Annotated in this window: 18 protein-coding genes; 6 read left to right on the top strand and 12 right to left on the bottom strand. The window is 53.8% G+C overall.

The features are described 5' to 3' along the window. The first annotated feature begins 160 nt into the window (after positions 1-160). Positions 161-430 carry an ArsR family transcriptional regulator gene (locus K6T25_RS01735; protein WP_345778227.1) on the top strand — a complete coding sequence of 90 codons (270 nt, stop codon included), beginning with the start codon at positions 161-163 and terminating at the stop codon, positions 428-430. A 185-nt stretch (positions 431-615) separates the two neighbouring features. On the opposite strand, the gene K6T25_RS01730 is transcribed toward K6T25_RS01735, so the two are convergent. Beyond that, entirely contained in the window at positions 616-867 is a 252-nt protein-coding gene (locus K6T25_RS01730) for a hypothetical protein (RefSeq protein WP_222915968.1), read from the bottom strand. Between the two features lie 221 nt (positions 868-1,088). Here K6T25_RS01730 and K6T25_RS01725 point away from each other — a divergent pair, with 221 nt between their 5' ends. After that, positions 1,089-2,045, top strand: a complete 957-nt coding sequence (locus K6T25_RS01725) for a hypothetical protein (protein ID WP_222915966.1) — start codon at positions 1,089-1,091, stop codon at positions 2,043-2,045. 131 nt (positions 2,046-2,176) lie between these two features. On the opposite strand, the gene K6T25_RS01720 is transcribed toward K6T25_RS01725, so the two are convergent. From K6T25_RS01720 to K6T25_RS01700, 5 genes are all read right to left on the bottom strand, one after another. Beyond that, positions 2,177-3,190 (bottom strand): Cdc6/Cdc18 family protein, encoded by a 1,014-nt coding sequence (locus tag K6T25_RS01720; protein ID WP_222915964.1) that lies wholly within the window; start codon positions 3,188-3,190, stop codon positions 2,177-2,179. After that, positions 3,175-3,531 carry a hypothetical protein gene (locus tag K6T25_RS01715; protein WP_222915963.1) on the bottom strand — a complete coding sequence of 119 codons (357 nt, stop codon included), beginning with the start codon at positions 3,529-3,531 and terminating at the stop codon, positions 3,175-3,177. The genes K6T25_RS01720 and K6T25_RS01715 overlap by 16 nt, the downstream gene beginning before the upstream one ends. 185 nt (positions 3,532-3,716) lie before the next feature. Then, positions 3,717-5,021, bottom strand: coding sequence for a 5-methylcytosine restriction system specificity protein McrC (locus K6T25_RS01710; protein ID WP_222915962.1), 1,305 nt, complete (start codon positions 5,019-5,021; stop codon positions 3,717-3,719). Continuing rightward, entirely contained in the window at positions 5,021-6,580 is a 1,560-nt protein-coding gene (locus K6T25_RS01705; RefSeq protein WP_222915961.1) for an McrB family protein, read from the bottom strand. Before K6T25_RS01705 ends, K6T25_RS01710 begins: the two co-directional genes overlap by 1 nt. Before the next feature lie 237 nt (positions 6,581-6,817). Continuing rightward, complete coding sequence (locus K6T25_RS01700; protein ID WP_222915960.1) at positions 6,818-8,500, bottom strand: DNA-methyltransferase; 1,683 nt, start codon at positions 8,498-8,500, stop codon at positions 6,818-6,820. 282 nt (positions 8,501-8,782) lie between these two features. On the opposite strand from K6T25_RS01700, the gene K6T25_RS01695 reads away from it, so the two are divergent. The 4 genes from K6T25_RS01695 to K6T25_RS01680 all read left to right on the top strand — a co-directional run bounded on the left by K6T25_RS01695 (position 8,783) and on the right by K6T25_RS01680 (position 11,545). Next, a complete protein-coding gene (locus tag K6T25_RS01695) occupies positions 8,783-9,184 on the top strand; it encodes a winged helix-turn-helix transcriptional regulator (RefSeq protein ID WP_222915959.1) in 402 nt (133 codons plus the stop codon). Between the two features lie 287 nt (positions 9,185-9,471). After that, entirely contained in the window at positions 9,472-10,128 is a 657-nt protein-coding gene (locus K6T25_RS01690; RefSeq protein ID WP_222915958.1) for a recombinase family protein, read from the top strand. Between the two features lie 86 nt (positions 10,129-10,214). Then, a complete protein-coding gene (locus K6T25_RS01685; RefSeq protein WP_222915957.1) occupies positions 10,215-10,793 on the top strand; it encodes an AlbA family DNA-binding domain-containing protein in 579 nt (192 codons plus the stop codon). 20 nt (positions 10,794-10,813) lie between these two features. After that, positions 10,814-11,545 (top strand): hypothetical protein, encoded by a 732-nt coding sequence (locus K6T25_RS01680; protein ID WP_222915956.1) that lies wholly within the window; start codon positions 10,814-10,816, stop codon positions 11,543-11,545. 686 nt (positions 11,546-12,231) lie between these two features. Here K6T25_RS01680 and K6T25_RS01675 read toward each other — a convergent pair. The 6 genes from K6T25_RS01675 to K6T25_RS01650 form a co-directional block, all read right to left on the bottom strand. Then, positions 12,232-14,439 carry a type B DNA-directed DNA polymerase gene (locus tag K6T25_RS01675; protein WP_222915954.1) on the bottom strand — a complete coding sequence of 736 codons (2,208 nt, stop codon included), beginning with the start codon at positions 14,437-14,439 and terminating at the stop codon, positions 12,232-12,234. Positions 14,440-14,445: 6 nt separating this feature from the next. Continuing rightward, positions 14,446-14,763: a DUF8156 family protein gene (locus K6T25_RS01670; RefSeq protein WP_222915952.1), complete on the bottom strand. Its 318-nt coding sequence runs from the start codon at positions 14,761-14,763 to the stop codon at positions 14,446-14,448. A 2-nt stretch (positions 14,764-14,765) separates the two neighbouring features. Then, the gene (locus K6T25_RS01665; protein WP_225917779.1) at positions 14,766-15,518 is read right to left on the bottom strand and encodes a P-loop NTPase family protein; all 753 of its coding nucleotides are present in this window, start codon (positions 15,516-15,518) and stop codon (positions 14,766-14,768) included. A gap of 243 nt (positions 15,519-15,761) precedes the next feature. Further along, positions 15,762-16,361 (bottom strand): hypothetical protein, encoded by a 600-nt coding sequence (locus K6T25_RS01660; RefSeq protein ID WP_222915950.1) that lies wholly within the window; start codon positions 16,359-16,361, stop codon positions 15,762-15,764. 307 nt (positions 16,362-16,668) lie between these two features. After that, positions 16,669-17,730 (bottom strand): DNA-processing protein DprA, encoded by a 1,062-nt coding sequence (locus tag K6T25_RS01655; RefSeq protein WP_222915948.1) that lies wholly within the window; start codon positions 17,728-17,730, stop codon positions 16,669-16,671. A gap of 6 nt (positions 17,731-17,736) precedes the next feature. After that, positions 17,737-20,517: a RecQ family ATP-dependent DNA helicase gene (locus tag K6T25_RS01650; RefSeq protein WP_222915946.1), complete on the bottom strand. Its 2,781-nt coding sequence runs from the start codon at positions 20,515-20,517 to the stop codon at positions 17,737-17,739. Positions 20,518-20,783: the final 266 nt, after the last annotated feature.

Here is a 20,783-nt window from a genome sequence, read left to right as displayed (position 1 = left end):
CGTTGCACGTCCAAGTGAACGGGTTACTGATAATCTTACCGGTGATAAGATATTGATAGCTAAGTATCAACGCGTTTGAACCGCTAGCATGAATACGCTGACAACCACTCAAAGTCAAGTTACGACCGGAAAGAATAGCGAACCAATGATTCTCCGTCCCGTGGACTTCTCCATCTTGGACGCACTTGTCGACGGGCGGAACGTGGCCGCGAATCTCCACATGACACTTGATGTGTCGCGTCCTTACGTGAACAGTCGGCTCGGACAAATGGCGGACTACGGTCTCGTCCGCCGTATCGGACCCAACGAGAACGCCGGCCTCTACGAGATCACGGAGCGGGGCCGCGCCGCGCTGGAGCTGCGGGACGAGTACGAGGATGCGGACGACTTCGACGCGGTGATAGACGCCTACCTCGACGACGAGGACTGACCGAAGGCTTTTGCCCGATTTTGGACAGCCATAGGGTATGAGTGCGAATCGAGACAACCGACCACTCGGAGATCGGCTCCTCGGCATGGCCGGAGATCTCGACGTGGACCCCGTCGAATCCGTCTGCGAGGTTCGCGAACGGACGTAACGAATCGGCGAGTTCTGGTGTACTTCGCACATCTTGATCACTCCGTGATCACGTCGAGGTGTAGTCCGAGCCGCCGGATCGTCACCTCACACCACGTCGGCTCGACGCCGGCATCCTCGTAGATAGCTTCGTCCTCGTCGGTGACACGGAACCGTTCGCGGCCGTTCCCGCGCCAGAGCGTCAGCCCGACTTCGTCGGACTGATACGCCTCTTCGTCGATGCTGAACCGGATCTCCGGCGCGTCGTCGTCGGTGTCCTGCGGGGACAGGACGCGATCTCTCGTCGACATCGAGCGAACAGAGTGCCGTTTCGGGTTTGAATAGGTGAGAGAAGCCGACTATCTTCCGCATCTCAAGAGCAGAATTACCATACAGCGCCGACTTCGGGGTTCACTTCCGGACAAACGAGGGCCAAATTGCGGGACTTCCGAACACGAATATTGTGTTTGCCCTCATTCCCGGCAGGCTGTTTAGCATCAGATTCATGATGGGCGGCTACAGGGTTTTATTTATGTCAACTGCACTTGGTGAGGAATATCTGGAAAATGTGGAATCATTATCACTCCAATCAATGGTGGAACGGCGAGTCGCTTATTTAAATATTCTAGACTTTGGAACTGTCGTCCTTCATGAGGTCAGGAAAAGCTATTTTGAAGACCTGAATATGACTAAACCACATGATCCTTCGAAAATAACCCAAAACTGGGACACGATCACCAGCGCTATCGAAAGAGTGATCGATGTAGAAGCGCCACCGAAATACGACAAGTTCTGCGGTGTCCTGGGTCAGCGGAGAAATGACATCGTGCATGACGTGACCGAAGGAATTCCCGAGGGCCCTCTCAATGGACTAGTGGAAACAGCGCCGGATTGGCGTGAATGGCTAATCACACAGGGTCAAAAATACTATGAGACAATTGAGGAACTTGGTGCCGAAGAACGGTTGGTAACTCAGCTTCAACAAGATCTTCAGTCTATTTCATCAGCTAATATTCAGTCATATGTGAGTGATGAGGAGGAACTAGCTGATCTTCAATATGAGGCACAGGAATTACAACAAAGACTATCTGACATAGATCCAGATACCGTTACAGTAAACCCTGATTTGGCAGATTTAATACTGAAAATAAACACTCTCGAAAGAGAATTCGAAAGTATCGAATCTAATCAAACAATCCAGCAAGAATTTGGAACTTGGGAGCCAATTAGTGAAAAGATTCGAAAAAATTCGGGAGAAAATGTTGAAGTAGAATTTGAAGAGGGTGGGAGTATGGAACTGGATCTAGGTCAGGTATCACAAGACCATACTAAACCGTTAGACACTAGAGTGACACCCCAAGATGACAGCCAGTTCCCACACCGGCTCAGGAATACTGAGCCTTTCACACCTGTGTATTTAGAAATGATTGACCCCAGAGATGGAGGATCAGAAATAGTTGGCGAAATAAAGTCGGTCACTATACTATGAGTACCTAAAAACGCTAGTCGATTCGGTTGTCACTGGTAGAATACAAACAGAGAGGATATACTGTGTTCATTCTCTGTACGTATCATCCAGTGGGTTTCAATTTCGAGGTTTCTCTGGAGCCGGATTGCCCGCTATTCAGTGGCTCCAATTGAGAGATACCGCGTTCCCCGCCCACTCCCCTGCTTCCGGATACACCCGTAGCGAACGAGGACGTTCAGATACCGGCGACGGTCGCGACCGTTCGCGTCCGGGTACTCCGCCTCGAAGAGGTCTGCCAACTCCCCGGCCCGGATCTCGCCCGCGTCGTCGATCATGTGCTTCAGTAGTCGATGCGGCGTGTCCAGGCGCTCGACGTTGTATCGCCGGATCGACTCCATCGCTGGTTCGCGAACGTCGGCGATCAACGCCGGCGTGACCCGTTCGTCGCGGGTCTTCCCCTCAACGTAGGCCTCCCGGAGGATCGAGATCGCCTCCCGCGCGTTTCCGGCGGCGGTGTCCGCGATCAGTTCCAGCGTCCCGCCCGTGATCCCGGAGAGGTCGCCCGCGTCGACGCGTGCCTGGAGGATGTCAACGAGTTCCGACTGACTGTACCGGCTCAGTTCGATATGCGGGCCGGTGCGGAGCCGCGACGCCGTCGCGGCGTCGAGGCGCGCCGCGAACCGCTCGTACTCGTGGACGACGAATATCGGCGTCACGCCCTCCGCCTCGAAGAGGACGTGCGGGAGGTGCTCGTCCTCGATGTGTTCCGCCTCGTCGAGCGTGAGGACGAGCGGCGCGTCGGCGTCCTCCATCTGCGCGAGGTACGACGATGCGGCGTCCGCCTTCGGCGACGACCGTGTCTTGAGTCCGGCATCGACGAGCGCCTCTTGCAGTATCGCGGCCCGCGAGCGTGTTCGGAGACAGTCGACGTGCGCAGTGTTCACCGCCGTCTCTCGGCGGAGTTCTCCGACGGCAAACTGAGAGACGGCCGTCTTGCCGGCGCCGGTCGGGCCGGAGAGACAGATCGGGTACGCTGGTCGGTCCGAGCGGAGCGGGTCGAGAGCGTTCGCCAACTGGCCGAGCGTGGCGTCCCTGTGGGGCATCCGTTCCGGGACGCGGTCGAGTTCCAGGACCCGCGGGACCGACGCGGTCACTCCGCGTGCCATTGGTGACGGGGGTGGATCCAGTCCCAGTCGTCGAGTTCAACTTCGGCGAAGTACGCGCCGAGTCCGGTGTACCGGATCTCCTCAGGAGTATCCCGGGCGAGATCGTCGACGCCGGTTTCGTCGAAGTTCGCGGCGACGACGTGGTTCCAGAAGTAGTCCCAGTAGAGAGCGACCTCGCACTCGTTGATGAGTCCGAGTAGTTCGTACCGGCCTTCGTCGGCTTCTGTGAGGTGGCGGGTCAGAGTGATCGCTTCGCTCGGGGAGCGTTGTTCGGCGATAGTCCACGCGAGTTCGCCTTGGACGTGCGTGAACGTCCCCCGGTTCTCGGTTGTTCCTGACATCAATTCATTAGCGACACGGTCTGGTATTAGAAGCGAGCCATGGGCAGAGTGAAAGTGAAATGCACCCGGATGCGGGCGGGGGATTAGCGGTGGAAGTGAACCGACTCACAATTGGAATTCTATAGACTTCACCCGCTAAGCTCCAAACGGTAATCAACTCTGGTCGCTGTTCCGTTGAGATCTGCCTACGGGCCTACTGCTTCGGAGTTGCTCAAAAATTCAGAAAGAGAGTTTTCAGACGCACTAAAGTCTCCCAACCAGAAGCGGAAATTCGAGATCTGATTGCCAGACCCATTACGATTGTATTTTTCTACGTCGAGTCTCTGTGAGGGATTCTTTGGTATAGACACGAACGCTGCTAATTCTACATCGTATTGTTGCTTGTAAGTCCAAATCTGATAATGGTCGGAGCTTGATAATTCATCTTTGTACTTAACGTCGATCACGCCGATATTGTTCATTCCGTCAGCTACCAAAATATCTGGTTCTAGAGGTAAACGGCTGTAACTTTGAGAATCATATAGGTCTAATCTATGTGCCTGGCTGACACCGTTGTAAACATCGTAGCCTTTTGGCTTGAGAAGGCGCCGAACAGTTCTACGTATGTAGTCTTCAAATGCACTTTGCATATTAAACATAAAACTCTGGGCCTTGCTATCCACGATTTTATCAACTGTTATCCCGCTCTGGTCAAGGATGAGTAAAGCAGAATCAAGAGGGGGATAATAATATGACCGGGACGGCGGGAGTTCGTTCTCTGCAATTACTTCTCGAATCTGAGCTTTGATCTCGTCTATTTTCGCCGATCTATCGAACTCTGATACGGGACGAAAATAATCCAGTCTATCTGCAATTTCTCTTCGATCAATCCCTATGAGCCTCATATTCATTAGGTATCTGAGTGCAAGCTTCAGGAACATATTTGGAATATTATCAATACTTTGGCTTTTGACGGACTGAGGTATTTTATTGGGTTTCCCCGAGAGAATATTCTTGCTGTATCTGTTCACATTTATTCGTCCCTCTACTCGGCTAGATTCAATGCTTGTTACTATAGATTGCTTAAGTAGACCATCTCGCTTGAGTTTGTCCAGTTGATTTAGAAAATGTTGAACATACAATTCACGCATTCCTATCAGGTTGTCTGTCACTGTCTGATAGGGAACATCTTCGTCGAATGGTGTGTCAAGATCTTGGGCAATTCTGCCGCTTTCGCGAAGGAAATATGTCATGTTCCCCACCTCTGTTTTTGGTCTTATTGGGAGGTATGACCCATCCTTGCACGACAGTATTCCCACGTATGGTCCGGTATTGGCCCTGTATTCCCCAGATGAGCTAAGTTCTAATGTAAGGTAGTCTTGATAGTCGTCAGGTAATATTGACGGGTTGAATTCACTTGACAGCTGATTTCTATCGTCTGAGCAGTTTTCTACTAATGGACGTGAGGCCCCAGGGGGGAATTCTATCTTGTAGCTTTGTAGTCCACTCATCAACTGTCCTCCGACAGCTCCAAATCAGAGGCGAGTTCGAAGAATCCATCTACTGTTTCGAGTTGCTCTTCTCTATATTCTCCAAAATACTGCTTTATTGAAGGCCTTATTTCTCTTCTATAGACTTTCAATAAGTCATCAATGCCTTGCATCCCTCTGAAATACGTAGGCCCGAGTGGATAGTCTCCTTTCTCGTTGACTATGTTGAGTAATCGTGCTAACTCGTCTATCTCTTCTTGTTCCCAGTCGTAATCACTCTGTTCACGCAGAAGCTCTCTTAGTAGATTCGTAGACGGTGGAACTTCTATCTCAGAGAATCGACGTCTGAGTGCAAATTCAATATCTTCAGTTGACTTGTCTAAATTGTTCATGGTACCTATGATAACTAGATTATCTGGAACAACGATAGATCCTCCTGAATACAATGTCTGCAAGTTCACATCCATTTCTGTTATGTCTTCTCGATATTCTATAAGAGAAAACAGTTCTCCAAATACTCTGGATACTTTCGCTCGGTTGATTTCGTCAAGAACTACAAACACATACTTATCATCAGATATTTCCTGAGCTTTCTGGCAAGACTTTATGAAGCCTTTCTGTATCGGTTCGAATCCGACAATTTCTCCTCCCTTAAACGTCGGTTCATATGACTCAACAAAGTCCTCGTACGTGTATGACTCATGGAATTGGAAGAAGAAGGTCTCTTCACCGAGCTTTTCCGCAGTTCGTATTGCAGTGTGGGTTTTTCCAGTTCCGGGCGGTCCAACGAGGATCAGATTTCGTTTCCCGTCCTCGACAACCGCATCATGTAGATCCTCACTCGGGTCAACTGACGGATCAAATGTGTCATACATTGTGTTCCTTGATGAGTAAATTATCGTATCTCTTTTTCGTTCGCTGAATTTGTCCGGTTGTTCGCTCGGTTCAATGTCAACACTGTATCCGCTTTGCTGCTCTTCCAGATGATCCGCCAAGAACCTTGCTAGCTCTTTCTTCTTCTCCCCCATACGGAGGTTCTCTTCAAATAGCCCATCAATATCTGTGTTTGACCGGTCAAAAACCAGATTGAGCTCAATCTGGCTGAGATGGAGATCGTTTGTGAATTCTTCTAGCAGCTCATCGTATGACGGCTTTTTGTCAAAGGACCGATACCGAAAGTACCACGCCATCATATCGATAAGGGGGATTTCCAGCTGCTTTCCTTTTGGAGCGAATCCGTCTTTTCCCCTTCCGAGATAATCGGCGAATTCGTCGGTATAAGAGGCGTAATATTCCCCATCGACCTCCTCTATATTGAGCCATTTCTCCGGGTTAGATGCATTCTGGTTCTGATAGAAATTTCCAATATTATTCTGCCAATAGTTTTTGTCAGCGGATTCTTTTCGAGTTGCACCCACAAATATGTCATAATAGGGAGTATCGTCAGCGTCGATATAGTCTGTTAGATCTTCGACTCTCAGTAGATGATCAAGTAAAGGCTCTCCATTTTCCTCATTAATCAAGACGCGGTCCCCACCAGGTTTCAACCCTCTCATCTTGAGGATGAACCAGAAAGTCACATATGTAGCTGGTCCGTATCTATTAGCACGTACTAGCAGATTCTCGACCGAACTCTTCAGGCGATCCAGGCTGATATGATAGGGAGGGGAGGACCCTTCATGCTCGTTGGACATCCGTCTTCCTGGTTCCTTTCTTTGTGGGGACCTGGTTCTTTCGAACCGATGCTCAAGGATACGGTGAGATGCCTATACTAATTCCGGAGCTATATTGTAGAATAAAAATATGCTTCTATCTCCTCAACTGAAGTCCTTCATCGTAGTCTGATCGATCGTGATCCATTCATCTGGGTCTTCATCTGTTCTCATCTGGCTGATACGGTCCTCCGCGAGTTTCTTGTACTTAGGAACGATTTCTGACCCTATCCAAGAGAAGTTAAATCCGCTGTCCAGTCTTTTGATATTCTCTGCCGCCACAGCAGTCGTTCCTGAACCCATGAAGGGGTCATATACTACTTCTTGGTCGGAATCCCCGGAAGCACTCCTTGCAATGCTCAATAAGATGCATCGAGCTGGTAACTGAACTGGGAAAGGTGCTGCGTGCTTATATTTCCCATCAGCAACAGGCATAGACCAGACGGGCGGACCTCTTCTCAGGTCTTGGTTAGAGGGGCTTCGTTCTAATTCACTTCCCTCTGAGAAGTGGTTCGGGGAATCCCGTTTAGCGACGACTTCGTGCTCTTCTGGATCCAGTATCGATTGCTGAATGCTATCTCGTTCTTCCGCGAGCAAGGCCAATAATTGTTTCAGCCGCTCTTGAAGTTGCTTCTCTGTTTCCGCCGGTAACATCTCTGAGGTGTCCTTTTTGTTCGTCTCTGACAGGACATCCATTATATTGCCCAGCTCGTCGATAATCGCGGCTTCTTGTTCCTTCAACCCGCCTTTAATGTGATCCAGTTCCCATACAGTCCTCAGATCTTTATTTTCGTGTCGAGAACGCCCTCCGAATGATTTTCTCTCTTCCTCTCTCCACCTTTTCTCATTGAATTGGTAAGTACTCGAATTGCTTATTAGTAGCAGATTTTCGTGCCCAGTCGTGGGTCGATCGCTGACTGTTTCAGGGACGACTTTCTCTTTTCTCCAGGTGATTACAGATCGGGCATAAAACCCACACCGCTGCAATCCCTGTGCGATTCGAAATGGGATCAGCGTGAGGTCTTTATCTTTTAGGTATTCATGTCCGTATGAATCACGCTTCGCATCCAGATTCGCCCAAGAGCGCTCTTCGTTGTTAACGACCGCTTTTTTCCGATCCATCGAAGTTTCCCTGATTTCTGTTCTGGTGTTATAAACATCTCCTACATTCCACCAGATAGTTGCTGAATCAGTAAGAATTGGTCTGAGTCGGAGGAAAAGCTCAAGAGTGTGTCGAATGTAATCTTCTGGTGTTTGTTCCCCACCAAACGGTACCTCCGTTCCGTCTGACCACTGAACCTCAAACTCCTCTGAATAAACTCTCATTCCCCAGTAGGGGGGAGATGTAATCACAGATTGGATGGAGTTCAACGGGATCTGTGAGAAATGATCGAAAACGGAACCAAGGAAAATCTGGTTGGTCTCAAATTCGTCTGAAGACCATCTGCTTTGATTCGGTGGGTCGGCCGGATCTTCAAGATATTCGACCAAGTCGATTAGGCCCGTTTGACCCTCCTCCGTGGTGAAGTGCTTGTCTGTGAGAACAGAAGGTGAAGGTCGGGACCGTGCATATACTTTCGCTAATGTCTCGAAGGAGGTCGTCTTTCCGATAGTCCCACCGAGCCCCTCTCGAACGATCTTTCTGAAGTGAGCGCTCCGCATTCCAACAATATTAGCAGCGATATCGGTGCTGAGATTCTGATCAGGAGCGCCAGCAATGATTTCATCAGCACTTGCAGGAATATCTGAGCGTGGTTTGATATTTCGAGAGTCGTCCTTTTCAGCCATGTATTAGTTATCTCCTCGAATGGGAGAGTCAGTGGTGTCGTTTTCGGTTTGCCCCAGCTGGTTTTCGGCATCTGGCCGACAGTTGAGGTCCCGTAGTTCCGCGGTGAGTCTCGGCAACTCTTCCGCGATTTGTTTTATCGCCTCCGTTAGTTCTATTTTCCATCTCTCAGTCATTTTTCTCTCCCAAGTGAGCCTGGCTACTCGCTGCCTCGCATTAACTCTTACCACAATGTGGTATCTTAGTAGGTAGTTCCTTTGATGTCGATGAACGAAAAAGGATTGATGGCCAGCGCCGACTTGCAGAAAAAAATTCTTGAAACTCTTGAGCAAGGAGGAGAAATGAAACTATCAGAAGTAGTAGATAAAATCGACGGCGATAATTCCGAATTACGCGATGCGATGTCAGAACTTGCCACCAAATATCTCGTTGACATCGATAATTCGGGTAGAAACAAGACGGTTAGAAGTAGATCACCGGTCCCTATAAGCAAATTAGCGTTCCGAGGCGATCTAAGTCCGACACAGGCGATTATCCGATATCTCTATGAGGAGGGAGGATATGGTCAAACCGAAATCGCTCGAATGATCGGGTACTCTCCCGGTAACGTCCAAACTAATATTAAGAGAATAGAGAAAAAGATTGGGCGAGAGTTGAGACAAGAGGACTCTACTGCTACAGACTAAGAACTGGTTTAAAATCTGAGGCTGCTCTTATGCAAGCGGCTCAGTTTTAGTGTACTTTTCCTATCGCAGCCAATTACTCAGAACGGCTCAACCAGAGGGTCCGACATCAACTGCATCACGGGGTCGCACGCCAATGTCACGGGAATCTTCGATGTATGCACGTAGATTGTATGCACACTTGCGGTGAGCGTGGATACCGGCCTGACCATTCTCACCTGAGATCAATACTGTAGTACCTGCCCAGACTGGGCGTAAAGACTAGACATTAAGACAGCGTAGCGGTGGGCATGACCGTCGCTTGTTACACCCGCGTTTCCACCGCGAAGCAGAACCTCGATCGCCAACTCACCTCAACCCAGCAGTACGCAGAGGACACCCTCGGCGCCTCGCTCGCCGACATCGAGGTGTACCGCGACAAGTCGAGCGGCACCAACACCGCCCGCGACGCCTACCAGCGGCTCATGTCCGACGCCGAAGCCGGCGAGATCGACGCCGTCATCGCCCACGAGGTGTCGCGCGTCGCCCGCTCGATCTCTGACCTCGAACGCACCGCCGATCGACTCCGCGAGGCCGGCGTCGAGCTGCACATCGTCTCCGAGTCGCTCGTGATGAAACCGGACGAGGAAGACCCCTATCAACGCGCGCTCTTTCAGATGCTCGGAGTGTTCGGCGAGCTGGAGGCGCGGATCAAGCGTCAGAACATCCGCGAGGGGATCGCCGCGCGCCAGGACTCCGACGAGTATCGACACGGACCGGCGCCGCTCGGGTTCGAGAAGGACGACGGTCGGCTCATCGAGGGCGCCGACTACCACCGCGTCGTTACTGTACTGGAGCAGGTCGCGACCGACGAGATGAGTCAGCGTGCAGCAGCCCAGGAACTTGACGCTGGGAGGAAGACAATCAGGCGAGCAATTACTCAGCGTGCAGATCTGTACGGTCTTTGACTGCCGAATTTTTATCAGAAAGTGTACGATAGGGTTTCCAGAGAAATATCAACAATAATTACAGCGTAGATGATACGACTTACTTGATGAATAAGGAAGACTTCACCGAACTGCTAACTGAAGTAGGAGCTGATGAGCAGGATTGGATTGATTTCAAAGAGGACTATTTCGTTGGTGGCGTCCTCTATCAGAAAGCCGAATTCATCAAGGATATCGCCTCTATTGCAAACACGGTCCACACAAGGTCTCCCCGATACATTCTGGTAGGTGTAACCGACGGGGGTGACCTCATTGGTATCACAGAAAGCAAGGTAGGTGACGAAGGTGATAGTAGAAAGCACTTGTTCGACATGGACGAATCAAACTTACAAGAGACAGTAACCAGCCATCTCTCGCCTAGTCCTGACTTCTCGATTCATACATTCGAGAATGATGGGAAAAGGTTCGCTGCCATTCAAATATCACAGGTAGCTGAGCCTCCCGCGGTAGTCAGCAAGGAAATCCAAGAAGATAGCACGACACATCTGAGAAACGGAGAGATCTATCTTAGATCTGGCTCGGGGAAAAAATCGCAAACAGGGAAGACGTTGAGGAGATGCTACAATATCGAATTGAGAAGTATCGAGAAGACATTCTCGATTCCGTTCATAAAGCCGTGGAGTTAGGCCCTGAGGTCATTGATGCTATGAAGAAGCAGGTTGCGACCGGTGGAGTTCCCGTTGCAGAAGATCCTGATTCGGGGGTAGCAGTGGAGCAGAAGTTCACTAGAACCGCACCTACGACAGGCGATGAAGAATTAAATAGCGAGATAAGTCTATGGCGTCAAAGGCCGTCATACCGTATCGCTCGACACCCTCTGTGGAGTTATTATAATCGGTCTTCTGAATTGAATATTGACGATGAGGCTGCAGAGTTTCTAGTGGCATCGTCTATTGAGTACGGCCTTACAGGATCATACTGGATTGAACTTGCAGAATACCCAAGTATCTTAGAAACACTCTCAAATATCGGCCGTAAAGCCAGTAATTCCAAGACAGCCTGTGAGCTGTTATTTATGAGGGGAGATAGAGATGAATATGAACAGTTCATTGAGAGTACTTCACTGAGTGGATTTGGGACATCTGGTAAGATTGAGACGATGCAATCGAAGATCTCTAACTCAGCCGTGAACAGAGCTGATTTCCTGATGAACGAACGGAAGCATCGTGTAGCTTTTGATGACACGTCTGTCAGTATTGACTTAGGGACTGCATCGAAAGCGGAGATACTGGATAAGATTCCGCAAGTCGCCTCAGCGTTGAAATCGGCACAACAGTACGTTGATGAAGAAGGTACGAGAGTACATAAGAGAGACAAGTTCAAACATACTCTTTATGATATGGAGATAGCTTTGTTGAGGGAAGTTTTCTCAGAGTAGAAATATTTAGCTTGGAAATAGAATGACATCGTGTTCCGATGAGCCTATCTTGATATCCAATTATATGAGATCTTGTGGTTTTTGAAATCTGCTAGACTATCTCATGGATTTGAATACGGTCAGACCTACACCCAAGGTTCCCGTGATTCCCACTAGTATCATTGCCCCAACCGAGCAGCCAATGAACGCTTGAAGCGAACCTAAGCTGGGCTCAGACGCCAAGATTCCTAAGGCAGCGGGGCATTTACCAAGGAGCGGCGCCGCCGCTTCGTTCCGTGCACTCGACAGTGGCATCCCGATCGTGATTGCGGCGAACACAGCACACCCCAGTGCAAGGAGTGTTTTGGGACTCAGGGAACCCAGCGAGGGCATACTGGCACCCACCTGATTGACAGGTAAGTACTTTGTCCACATACTGACAGCGGTCCTCTCAGACCTCAATTGCAGCCAAGAATTCCTCCAGCGATAGCTCCGGCGGCAGAGACACCATCGCGCCGGTGGGCACGTGCACCACCGCCGTCACCTCGGTCTTGTGCCCGACCCCAGCGGCCCGCGCCCACGGCTGGGGCCACACGGCTCGCACTCTTCTAGTCCTACACGCTCACGTGTTGTTCGTACCAGGTCATGAGTCTCATACTCCCGACCCTACGCGCCAATGTCACGAAGAACTTCGATATGCACACATTCTATTCGTATGCCGAAAGTCGGCTGTCCGAATACCCCGACAGGGACCGCCGGATCCGCTCACGGTCCCACCCGAGCGGTGACAACACACTTTCGGCGGCCCGGATCGCTTGCTTGCGATACCAGCCGGTATCGTAGGACCGCAACTCCTCGTGACTTAACCGGACCCGCCCCAGCCCGTGGGCGGCGTCGTCGAACACCAGATACTCGACGCGCTGTCCCGGCGCTAACGCACAGTTCTTCCACTTCGCGCGCTTGAGCGCGGCGACCGTCACCGTCTCGTGACGGTACTGTTCGGCCCGCTTCGACACGCGCTGTGTGATGAGAAGGTCCGTCGGCGGGAGCTCCTCGCGCTCCAGTCGACCGAGCGCCGACGCGAGTTTCGACACGACCGCCTCCACGTCGTGGGTCCGGTCGAGGGTCCGAATCAGCGTCGACTGGAGCTGCGCGATCCATGCCGGGGTGTCGTCCTGTCGCGACTCGATCCCGCGTGTCTTCACCGCGTCTCCGAGCCCGTCGTCGGGATACTCGACGCCCCGTCGCCGGCCGAAGTACCGTGTCAGTGCCCCGCCGTCGCCGCCGCGACGTGGACAGAACGCGACCCAGTCGAACGCACCCTCATACTCCAACTCGATCTGTGTCTCCCCGGACACCTCCGCGGCGATGTCGTCGAGCGACCGTCTGTCGCTCTCGGCGACCTCGGGTGCGGGCGTCACCCAGATCGAATCAACGATCCCGTGAAGCACACGCCAGCCACCTTCTTCGAGTGCGGCTTTCGCATCCAGTAGGATCTCGCGAGCGAAGGCGTTGATCGACTCGTGGCACTCGATACGCCCGAACTTGGCGTTCGAGAACCCCTGATATCCGAAGCAAGACACGAGAATCCACTTGATCGCGGAGGAACGGGCCTCCAGCGTCGCCCGTTCATCGGGATCGTTCGTCTCGCGGATCCGCCGTTTGATATCGCTCCGCCCGTCGATGAGTGGCCCGAGAACGTCCGGGAGATAGCCGTCTCGCTCGCAGATGGAGTAGCCGATCTTCGGGACCGCATCGTTGTCACAACAGCCACAACGGACCGTCTCCGGCGAGATGTTGTACTCGCGGATGATGTTCGGGTACATCGACGCGAAGTCGAGTTCGTGGACGTCCTCGTGAACGCCGACCTCCGGCGCGAGCGTCGTTCCGCCTCGATCAGCGGTGTCCAGCGTCGAGGCGGAACGGAAGAACTCGGGACGCCATGCCCGCCAGGGGACGAGGACGCCCCGAGACCGCGCCTCGCGGATTTGCATGGCCGTCAGCACGCGCCCAATCGACGCCCACCCGAGTTCCTGCAACGGTAAGCCCGCACGCTCAACCAAGTCTAGACACCCGTCAAGCCCTGATTCGCCGTAGAAGAACGTGTTTGCACGGTCCAGAATGACCCGTCCGGGAACGGAGTACCGTGCCGGGGAGTGACCGACCTTCCCGTAGCTCGTGTACGTCGACTCCGAGGCCAACTGTGTGTATCCGAATTCACGCCCGAGTGAATACGGCTCCAGCCCGTATTCCGCGGCCGCCTCGAACAGCAACGGAACCACGCGGGCCGTATCGACGATTAGAACATCGGGATCGACAGATGAAACGCGCTGTTCGACGGCCTCCACGACCTCTCGTGGGGAAGACCCGACTTGTTCTCCGTTGACCCGGAGCTGACTCAGCGCCGAGTGATCCGACTCGTGAGCCGGGAACTGGATACGGAGAGTGCGGAGGTCCCGAATCGAGGTATCGGGGGCCGCCTCGGTATCGGTTTCGAGGGTGTAGCGTAATTGCCGCGTGAGATCGACGTTGTAGCAGGTATAGGCGTCGGGATCTCCGAATTGGTGGATCCGGCGCGCGACCGATCGGATGTCCTCGATCCGTCGACAATCAACACGGAGGACCGGCCGCGCGCTCGACCGGAACGTCTGCCGCCACACGTCGATCGTCAGATCCGCGACCGCGTCTTGTCCGTCGAGGAACGACCGGAGGTCACGAAGTGATTCAGGGATAGCGCCGCGTCTCGCCAGCTTCGGCTCCGGGTTCGGGCCGCCGTCCCGGCCGTATAGCTCGGAGACTGGGGATCCGACGAACAGAGTAGGCCGGTAGTCGTCGACGACTGTCCGCTCCACTCCGTCCGCTGTAAGTCGCCATTCGGTAACGGAATCGTTGTCGTAGTCTATCGCGAGTACCATCTGGGGCTATTCGTCGTCGGTGGCGGCCACCTCGGAGGATCGGTCCGCCGTTGACTCCTCGTCCGAAACCTCCGCCTCCAGTTCCGAGACGCGGCGTTCGAGTTCGTCGATCCGGTCCTCCTGTTCGATGTCGATACTCACGAGCACGGGAGCGAGTCGGTCGGGATGGTTGAGATTCCCCGCCGCGTCGGCGTGCTCTCTGGCGTAGGTCCAGAGCCGATCGAATAGCGGTTGGTGTCGTCGACGGAGCGCACGCCGGAAGTCGCCCCACTCGTCTTCCATCCGCGAGAGAATATCGCGGAACGTCGGGTTCGTCCGGCCCACAGTCACCATCCCTCCGGGGTCACGGGTGTGGATGGGCTCGGGACGTTACCTGGTGTGTCCGCCGCGGGACCGTCCTCGTCGACCAGAGCGCCGGCAGCACGGGCACGGTGTTGGAGGATTTCCTGCCAGAACGCGAGCGTGGTTTGCATCCAGCCGTCACCGAGGTGGTAGACCAACGTCTCGTCTTCACCCTCCTCGTCGGTGAACCGCGGTCCGAATTTCGTTGCCTCACAGGTCAGTGTCTCGCGAGCGGCGGCCACGAGCGGCTCGCTCAATTCGTCCTCACGTGACCGGGTGAGGACTACGGGGACCTCGCGTTCCCGAGCGATAGCAGCGAGCGTCGCGAGTCGGCGAACGAGGAGATCCCGCGCTTGTTCGCGAGGGATATCGTCGTCTCGATAAAGTCGGTCCATGCCCGGCACAACGACAAGGGCTGGCGGCTCCCTATCGAGGGCACTATTCGAGACGATCCGCGGGAGTCGATCCAGTAGAGAAGCGTGCTGATAGGCGGTGAACCCCCGCCCGACCGTAATCCGGTCGAGGTATCTCGAATGGGGAGCGAGCCGGTGAAGCGTTCGGGTTCGAGCGTGTCCGCCGGCGTCAACCCAAAACGCCCGACCGGACTCCCCGAGCAAATGATCGAGGACGACCGCACACAGCGGTTCGACGCCAAGGGACGAGTCGATATCGAGTAGCGTTACTCCCGGCTGGAGTGACGGTAGCTCGACCCCACCGTTCGACCAGTCGCGTTGCATACTTCATGGGTAGACTACTGGACAATAGTCGCGAGCCGTCCATGCTCAGTGGAAGTAAAACACGGCCAAATGACGGTGCTGATTGAGGGATCAAAAGCAGTGCTGTCCTGCGATCATCTCAGCAACCCCCGTTTATCCCATCAATGATGATTCCGATGTGTAAGTGAACGCTCCGGTTCTGTTGAAACCTCAAAAACTGATAGGATCGGCATGCGGGATACAGAGAATCTATTCAGCAGATGGCTACCAGGTTAGTGGATAGCCGGATCGCCCGAGCATAACCTCAGCAAGTAGCCGGCATCCCTGACGAAGCTCTTGGTCGCGGGCCTTTATTTTCGTGTCCGTGGGTTGTTCACCGACAAATCGGCGTTTCTCGGGAACTGTAACCGTCCGATTGTCCGGAAGGACTGCTAGCCAAGTAACGGGGACGTGATACTCATATTCGTGACCGTCGTTCGGGTAAATCCTTGCATCTCCTTCAGTTGGAACCCCGTCGTATGGTGCGCGAGCGATCCCGAAGGCTTTGAATCCTCCTGGATAATTCACTTCCCCCTTGCTAACATAAGAGAAAACCCCATCACCTGGGTTGATGTTATTCAGCTTCTTTTCAAATTTCTCGGGGCCGTATGTTACGACTTTCCCTGCTTGATAGATTTTCGCACCGTCGTCATTGAGATGTTGAGCATTTGTATTGACGATGTGGAAATCCATCTCAGACCCGTTGTTAACCAATCTATCGATCTGTACGCCCATCGCCCCTTCTCCCTCTTTGAGGTTCATCTTAGTTTTTGGACTGATGGTGGTCGTTATTCGTTCTCGTTCCTGTTCTTCGTCTTTGGTCATAGGTAATCTTGGAACCCGTCTCATGAGTATAGTAGCCTCCCAAATAAGTCTTGGGTGGCCATAGTACGTATGAGACCGCGTCAAGATTTTTGTGGGTCATTGGATCTGCATAACCGATTCGCGTCCTCTATTCAGCACGGCGGCTAGGATCTATCTCCTGCGAAGGCCTTCAACAAGCCTAACGGCCTATAGTCCTGTGGTGAGGGATCAATAAGTGAACCCACGGGGTCGCACGCCAATGTCACGGGAATCCGCGATATATGCACGCCCAGTGTATGCCCACAAGAAGTACATGACCGGTGTTGAACTACTCGAAGTCGTTGAGGGAGGACTGCGTGTCGTTCGGCAAATTTATTTCGTCGACTGAGCGCGTTGGCCGGTCGTCATGCCCGACCGAATCAGATACGTTCTGCCTTTGCGCACTTATCCACTCGTCAAGCGATTCCTCTTTTGGGATTGTAGTCGGGTCGATCGGTATTCCACCCTCTTTGATTAAGGCCTCATTTCCCGGGGGTGTGTCGTCATCCTTGCAGACGAGGAGTGGCGACCATCCGTGCTTGAGATTCTCGATTGAACCCTCCCACGTCCCCCCAGTTTCGTCTCCGGACCGCACGACGACTGTATACTTCCCGAAGCCATGAATCAGCTTGTTCCGTCCCATCGCCGCCCCAACGTTCCATGATGCACGCGGATGGTAGTGCGAGGCGAGTGTCATCTGGCCTTCCATCACCGCATCTCGGATGGTCCCATCTTGGAGGCAGTGATGAATCCCCTCCGCGGGAAACTCAATTACAGGGCCACCGTACTCCAATCCTGTCTTTTCGGACGTTTCGTCGATTCCCTTCGCACCACCCGAGACAATCCCAAATCCATCGTCGCTCACCTTCTCGACCAGTCGGCGAGTGTGGCCTCGATCGGTCTCGTCTGCGTCCCGGGACCCGACGAATCCGACCGCAGTAGTCGAGAGGTGTTCTTCCTCGCCAGCCACGTAGAGGAATGGTGGTACCTTTCGACCGAGGTTTTCAGCAAGCCGAGATGGATACGATGGCTCGTAGACAGTCGTAACCCAAATGCCCCGATTGTTGAGATCTTCAAGTGACATCGCTAAACGCGTCGATCGACCGAGTCGCTGTGTCACCCACTCTCGATTGGCTTGATTCGTCCAGATGTCCGTGGGCCACTCGTCTGGTTCCAGTTCTAGCAGTGAACCGGGCGAGTCGAGGGAGGAGTCGGCGACGTTGGTGGCGAAATCCTGCCAGCCAGCCGGCCCGAGGCCGCTATCCGAGCCCTCGCCATCTGGTTCCCCTCCGAGGTGGGAGGCAAGGAGGAGGACCACATGGCTATCACGGGAGAGGTCGGGTTGCTCCATTTGGACTTACCCGCCTCGGCGCTTGGCTAAGGCGAAGGGATATACCGGCCCACTTCCGGCCAAGCGAAGCTCCTTTGCTGTCTCTGTCAACGTCCACTTGGATGCAACTACGTCGTCGACGAGAAGGACTGCATCGCCGCGGACTTCGTCGGTTGTATTGAACGCCCCCTCGACGTTCCAGCACTTCTGGTACGAGTTTTCCATGTCCTTCTGAGGACGCGTGTTCTCCACCTTCTTGATGCGATCGATAAATGGAATGTCCAACTTCTCTGCCAGCCGGCTGGCGAAGTCGGTGACCACTCCTTCGGTCGATGTCGAGGGCACAGCTGCAATCCACTTCGGCTCCGGGGATGGATTCCATTCCTCACGGATGAACGCGGCGGCTGCCTCGACGAGATCGTCGCCGAAGCGGCCCTGTTCGTACTTGCCTTCCCGAACGTCCGTTCCCCAGCCGGGGTCGTCCCAGACACACAGTGCCCGACCAGCCTCCATGCGTACCCTCTCAGGGATTCGTTCGCGACCGCCACCTTGTTTGTGCCGCTGCTTTCGGGGCTCGATCACGTTCCATCCCTCGCTTTGGTAGTGCTCAATTGCCTCCTGAATCAACTCCTCGTTCTGAACGGCGGATGGGAGGAAGTTGCCGGCGCAGTTCGCACAGTGCCCGCAGGGCTCTTCCAGGTCCCCGTCGAGTTCGTCATCAACGAACTGGGTGAGGCACTCATCCGTTCTGACAAACTCTTTAATTCGTTCGAGCTCTTCCCAACGCCGTTCTGTAACCTGCTCGAACCGCTCGTAGTCGTACTGCCACGAGTTTGCAGTTCTCACATAGCCCTCATCCTCCCTGCTGATGGCTCCCTCCACCTGGAGGATATCGAGGCACTTGTTCATCCGCCTCCAGCTGATGTCCGTCCGTCTCAGGATCGCGCGGCGATAAACTGGCCCGTCGCTCGTCCCGATTGTCGAGAGCACGCTCTCGAAATCCTCGGGCTCCGGAAATGCGCTCTCGATGAAGTACTCGGCGATGTCGTCGTCTTCTTCGCCAGAAAGGAGGATGGCGTACGCCTCGTCGATGTCTCGCCCGGCACGTCCGATTTCTTGATAGTATCGGATGAGGTTAGGTGGACGCTGGAAGTGGATGACGAAGCCGAGATCAGGTTTGTCGAATCCCATTCCGAGCGCGTTGGTCGCGACCAGAGCGTCGACTTCGTTGTCCAGGAGCTTCTGTTCGCGCTCTCGGCGGACTTCGTTGTCGAGCCGCCCGTGATACGGGAGGACGTCGAGGCCCTGGTCGGTTAACCAGTCGGCGACTTGTTCGACCTCATTGGTGGTGAGACAGTAGATGATGCCGGAGACTGGGGTTTCGGTCACGTTTTCGGCTAGCCACGCCAGGCGCCTTTCCCGGGAGCCCAGGTTGATTGTCTGGATTTTGAGTGAGTCGCGGACAAGCGTGCCGCGAATCGGGTTTAGGTCTGGGAGTTGTGTGGTAACGTCCTCGACCACCCGGTCGTTCGCCGTCGCGGTCGTTGCAGCGACCGGGATATTCTCCGGCAACCGTTTGATGATGCGCTTGATACGCCGATAGTCAGGGCGGAAGTCGTGGCCCCAGTCGGAGATACAGTGGGCCTCGTCGATGACGAGCATCCCGAATCCCTGCTCCATCTCGTTGAGGACATCCTGCCGGAATTCCGGATTCGCGAGTCGTTCAGGTGATATAAGCAGCAAATCGCAGTTCCCCTCGATCACCGCCCTTTTGGCCTCGTCCCATTCCCCTTCATTGTTGGAGTTGATGGTGATTGCGTTGAGGTTCAGGTGCTGTTCGGCATTCGAGATTTGATTTCGCATCAGCGATAGGAGTGGACTGATGATGAGGGTCGGCCCTGAACCTTGGTCTCGGAGCAACCGTGTCGCAATAAAGTAAACGGTGCTCTTCCCCCACCCCGTTCGCTGGACGATAAATAGGCGTTCCTTCTGGTTAACCAGTCTGCTGATGGCCTCCCGTTGCTGTGGCCGGAACTCGGCCTCGGGGCCGATGCTCTCTTCAAGGAGTTTCTGCGCCTGATCCCTTGTAACGCGTGGTGACGTTTCGAAGGACGTACCTCCCGGATTCGAGTCGGACTGTCGAGATGCGTCCTTAGCTTCGGTATTGCGGTGGCTGTGCTGTTGGATATGGGATTCGGACTCGAACGTTTCGCCGCATTCCTCGCAGATGAACTCCGTCCCGACGCCTTCCTCGCTCGACTGTTCCTCAGAGGAGCGCCCCCGCATGTCGGCCTTCGCGTTGCGTGCGGTTGCTCTGACCTCTTGGGCCCGCTGTTTATCGAAGTAACTTACGTTAATGAGCTCGCTGAGAGAGGCGCTCGCGACGGCGTCGAGATCACGAAAGCCGGCGTTGTACAGCAGAAAAAGAAATCTTAGCGAGTGTCCGTTGAGGTGCAGGATGGATTCCTCATTAGCCTTGCAGAACACCTCCCGGAGGGCGGTTCTTTTAGTCTCGAACGACCCTCCCCGATAAGCGATCTCGGCGAACGCTTCGGCGACTGCTTCTCTCGGCACACCGCAGTCGGTCGCTATCTGGTTCTGAATCGTGTCATCATCACCCCGTAACTCCCTAGCTCCCTGCCTGACACAGCGTGCGATATCCGGGTTTATCGCCGGGACATTGGCCAGTTCATTTGTTTCTGCATCGCCAATGTCGGAAATGGTCGCAAATCCCGCCTCTTGGAGACGCTTCGAACGAGTTGCTCCGACAGCGGGGATATCAGTCAGTGGTGATTGAGGCTCCGACATTCCAGTAGTCAAAAACCATCTTCCGGTTACATTATTGTTTTCAAATATAATTCATCTGAGGAATCTGTGGAGGCACTCATACCCATTTCTACAAATATGAGGGAGGAAAAGTGAGTGGTAAGACCGCTAGTGGCTTTGATGAGTGGTCTTGCTCCGTATCCACGGGGTCGCGCGCCAATGTCACGGGGATCCGCGATGTATGCACACCCAGCGTATGCACACCCCAGGCGAGCGGGGGTCCTCGTGCATACATCCGGACGGTCCCT

This window comes from Halobaculum rubrum (assembly GCF_019880225.1).
Lineage (GTDB): Archaea > Halobacteriota > Halobacteria > Halobacteriales > Haloferacaceae > Halobaculum > Halobaculum rubrum.
This window is presented reverse-complemented; position numbering and strand designations above follow the sequence as displayed.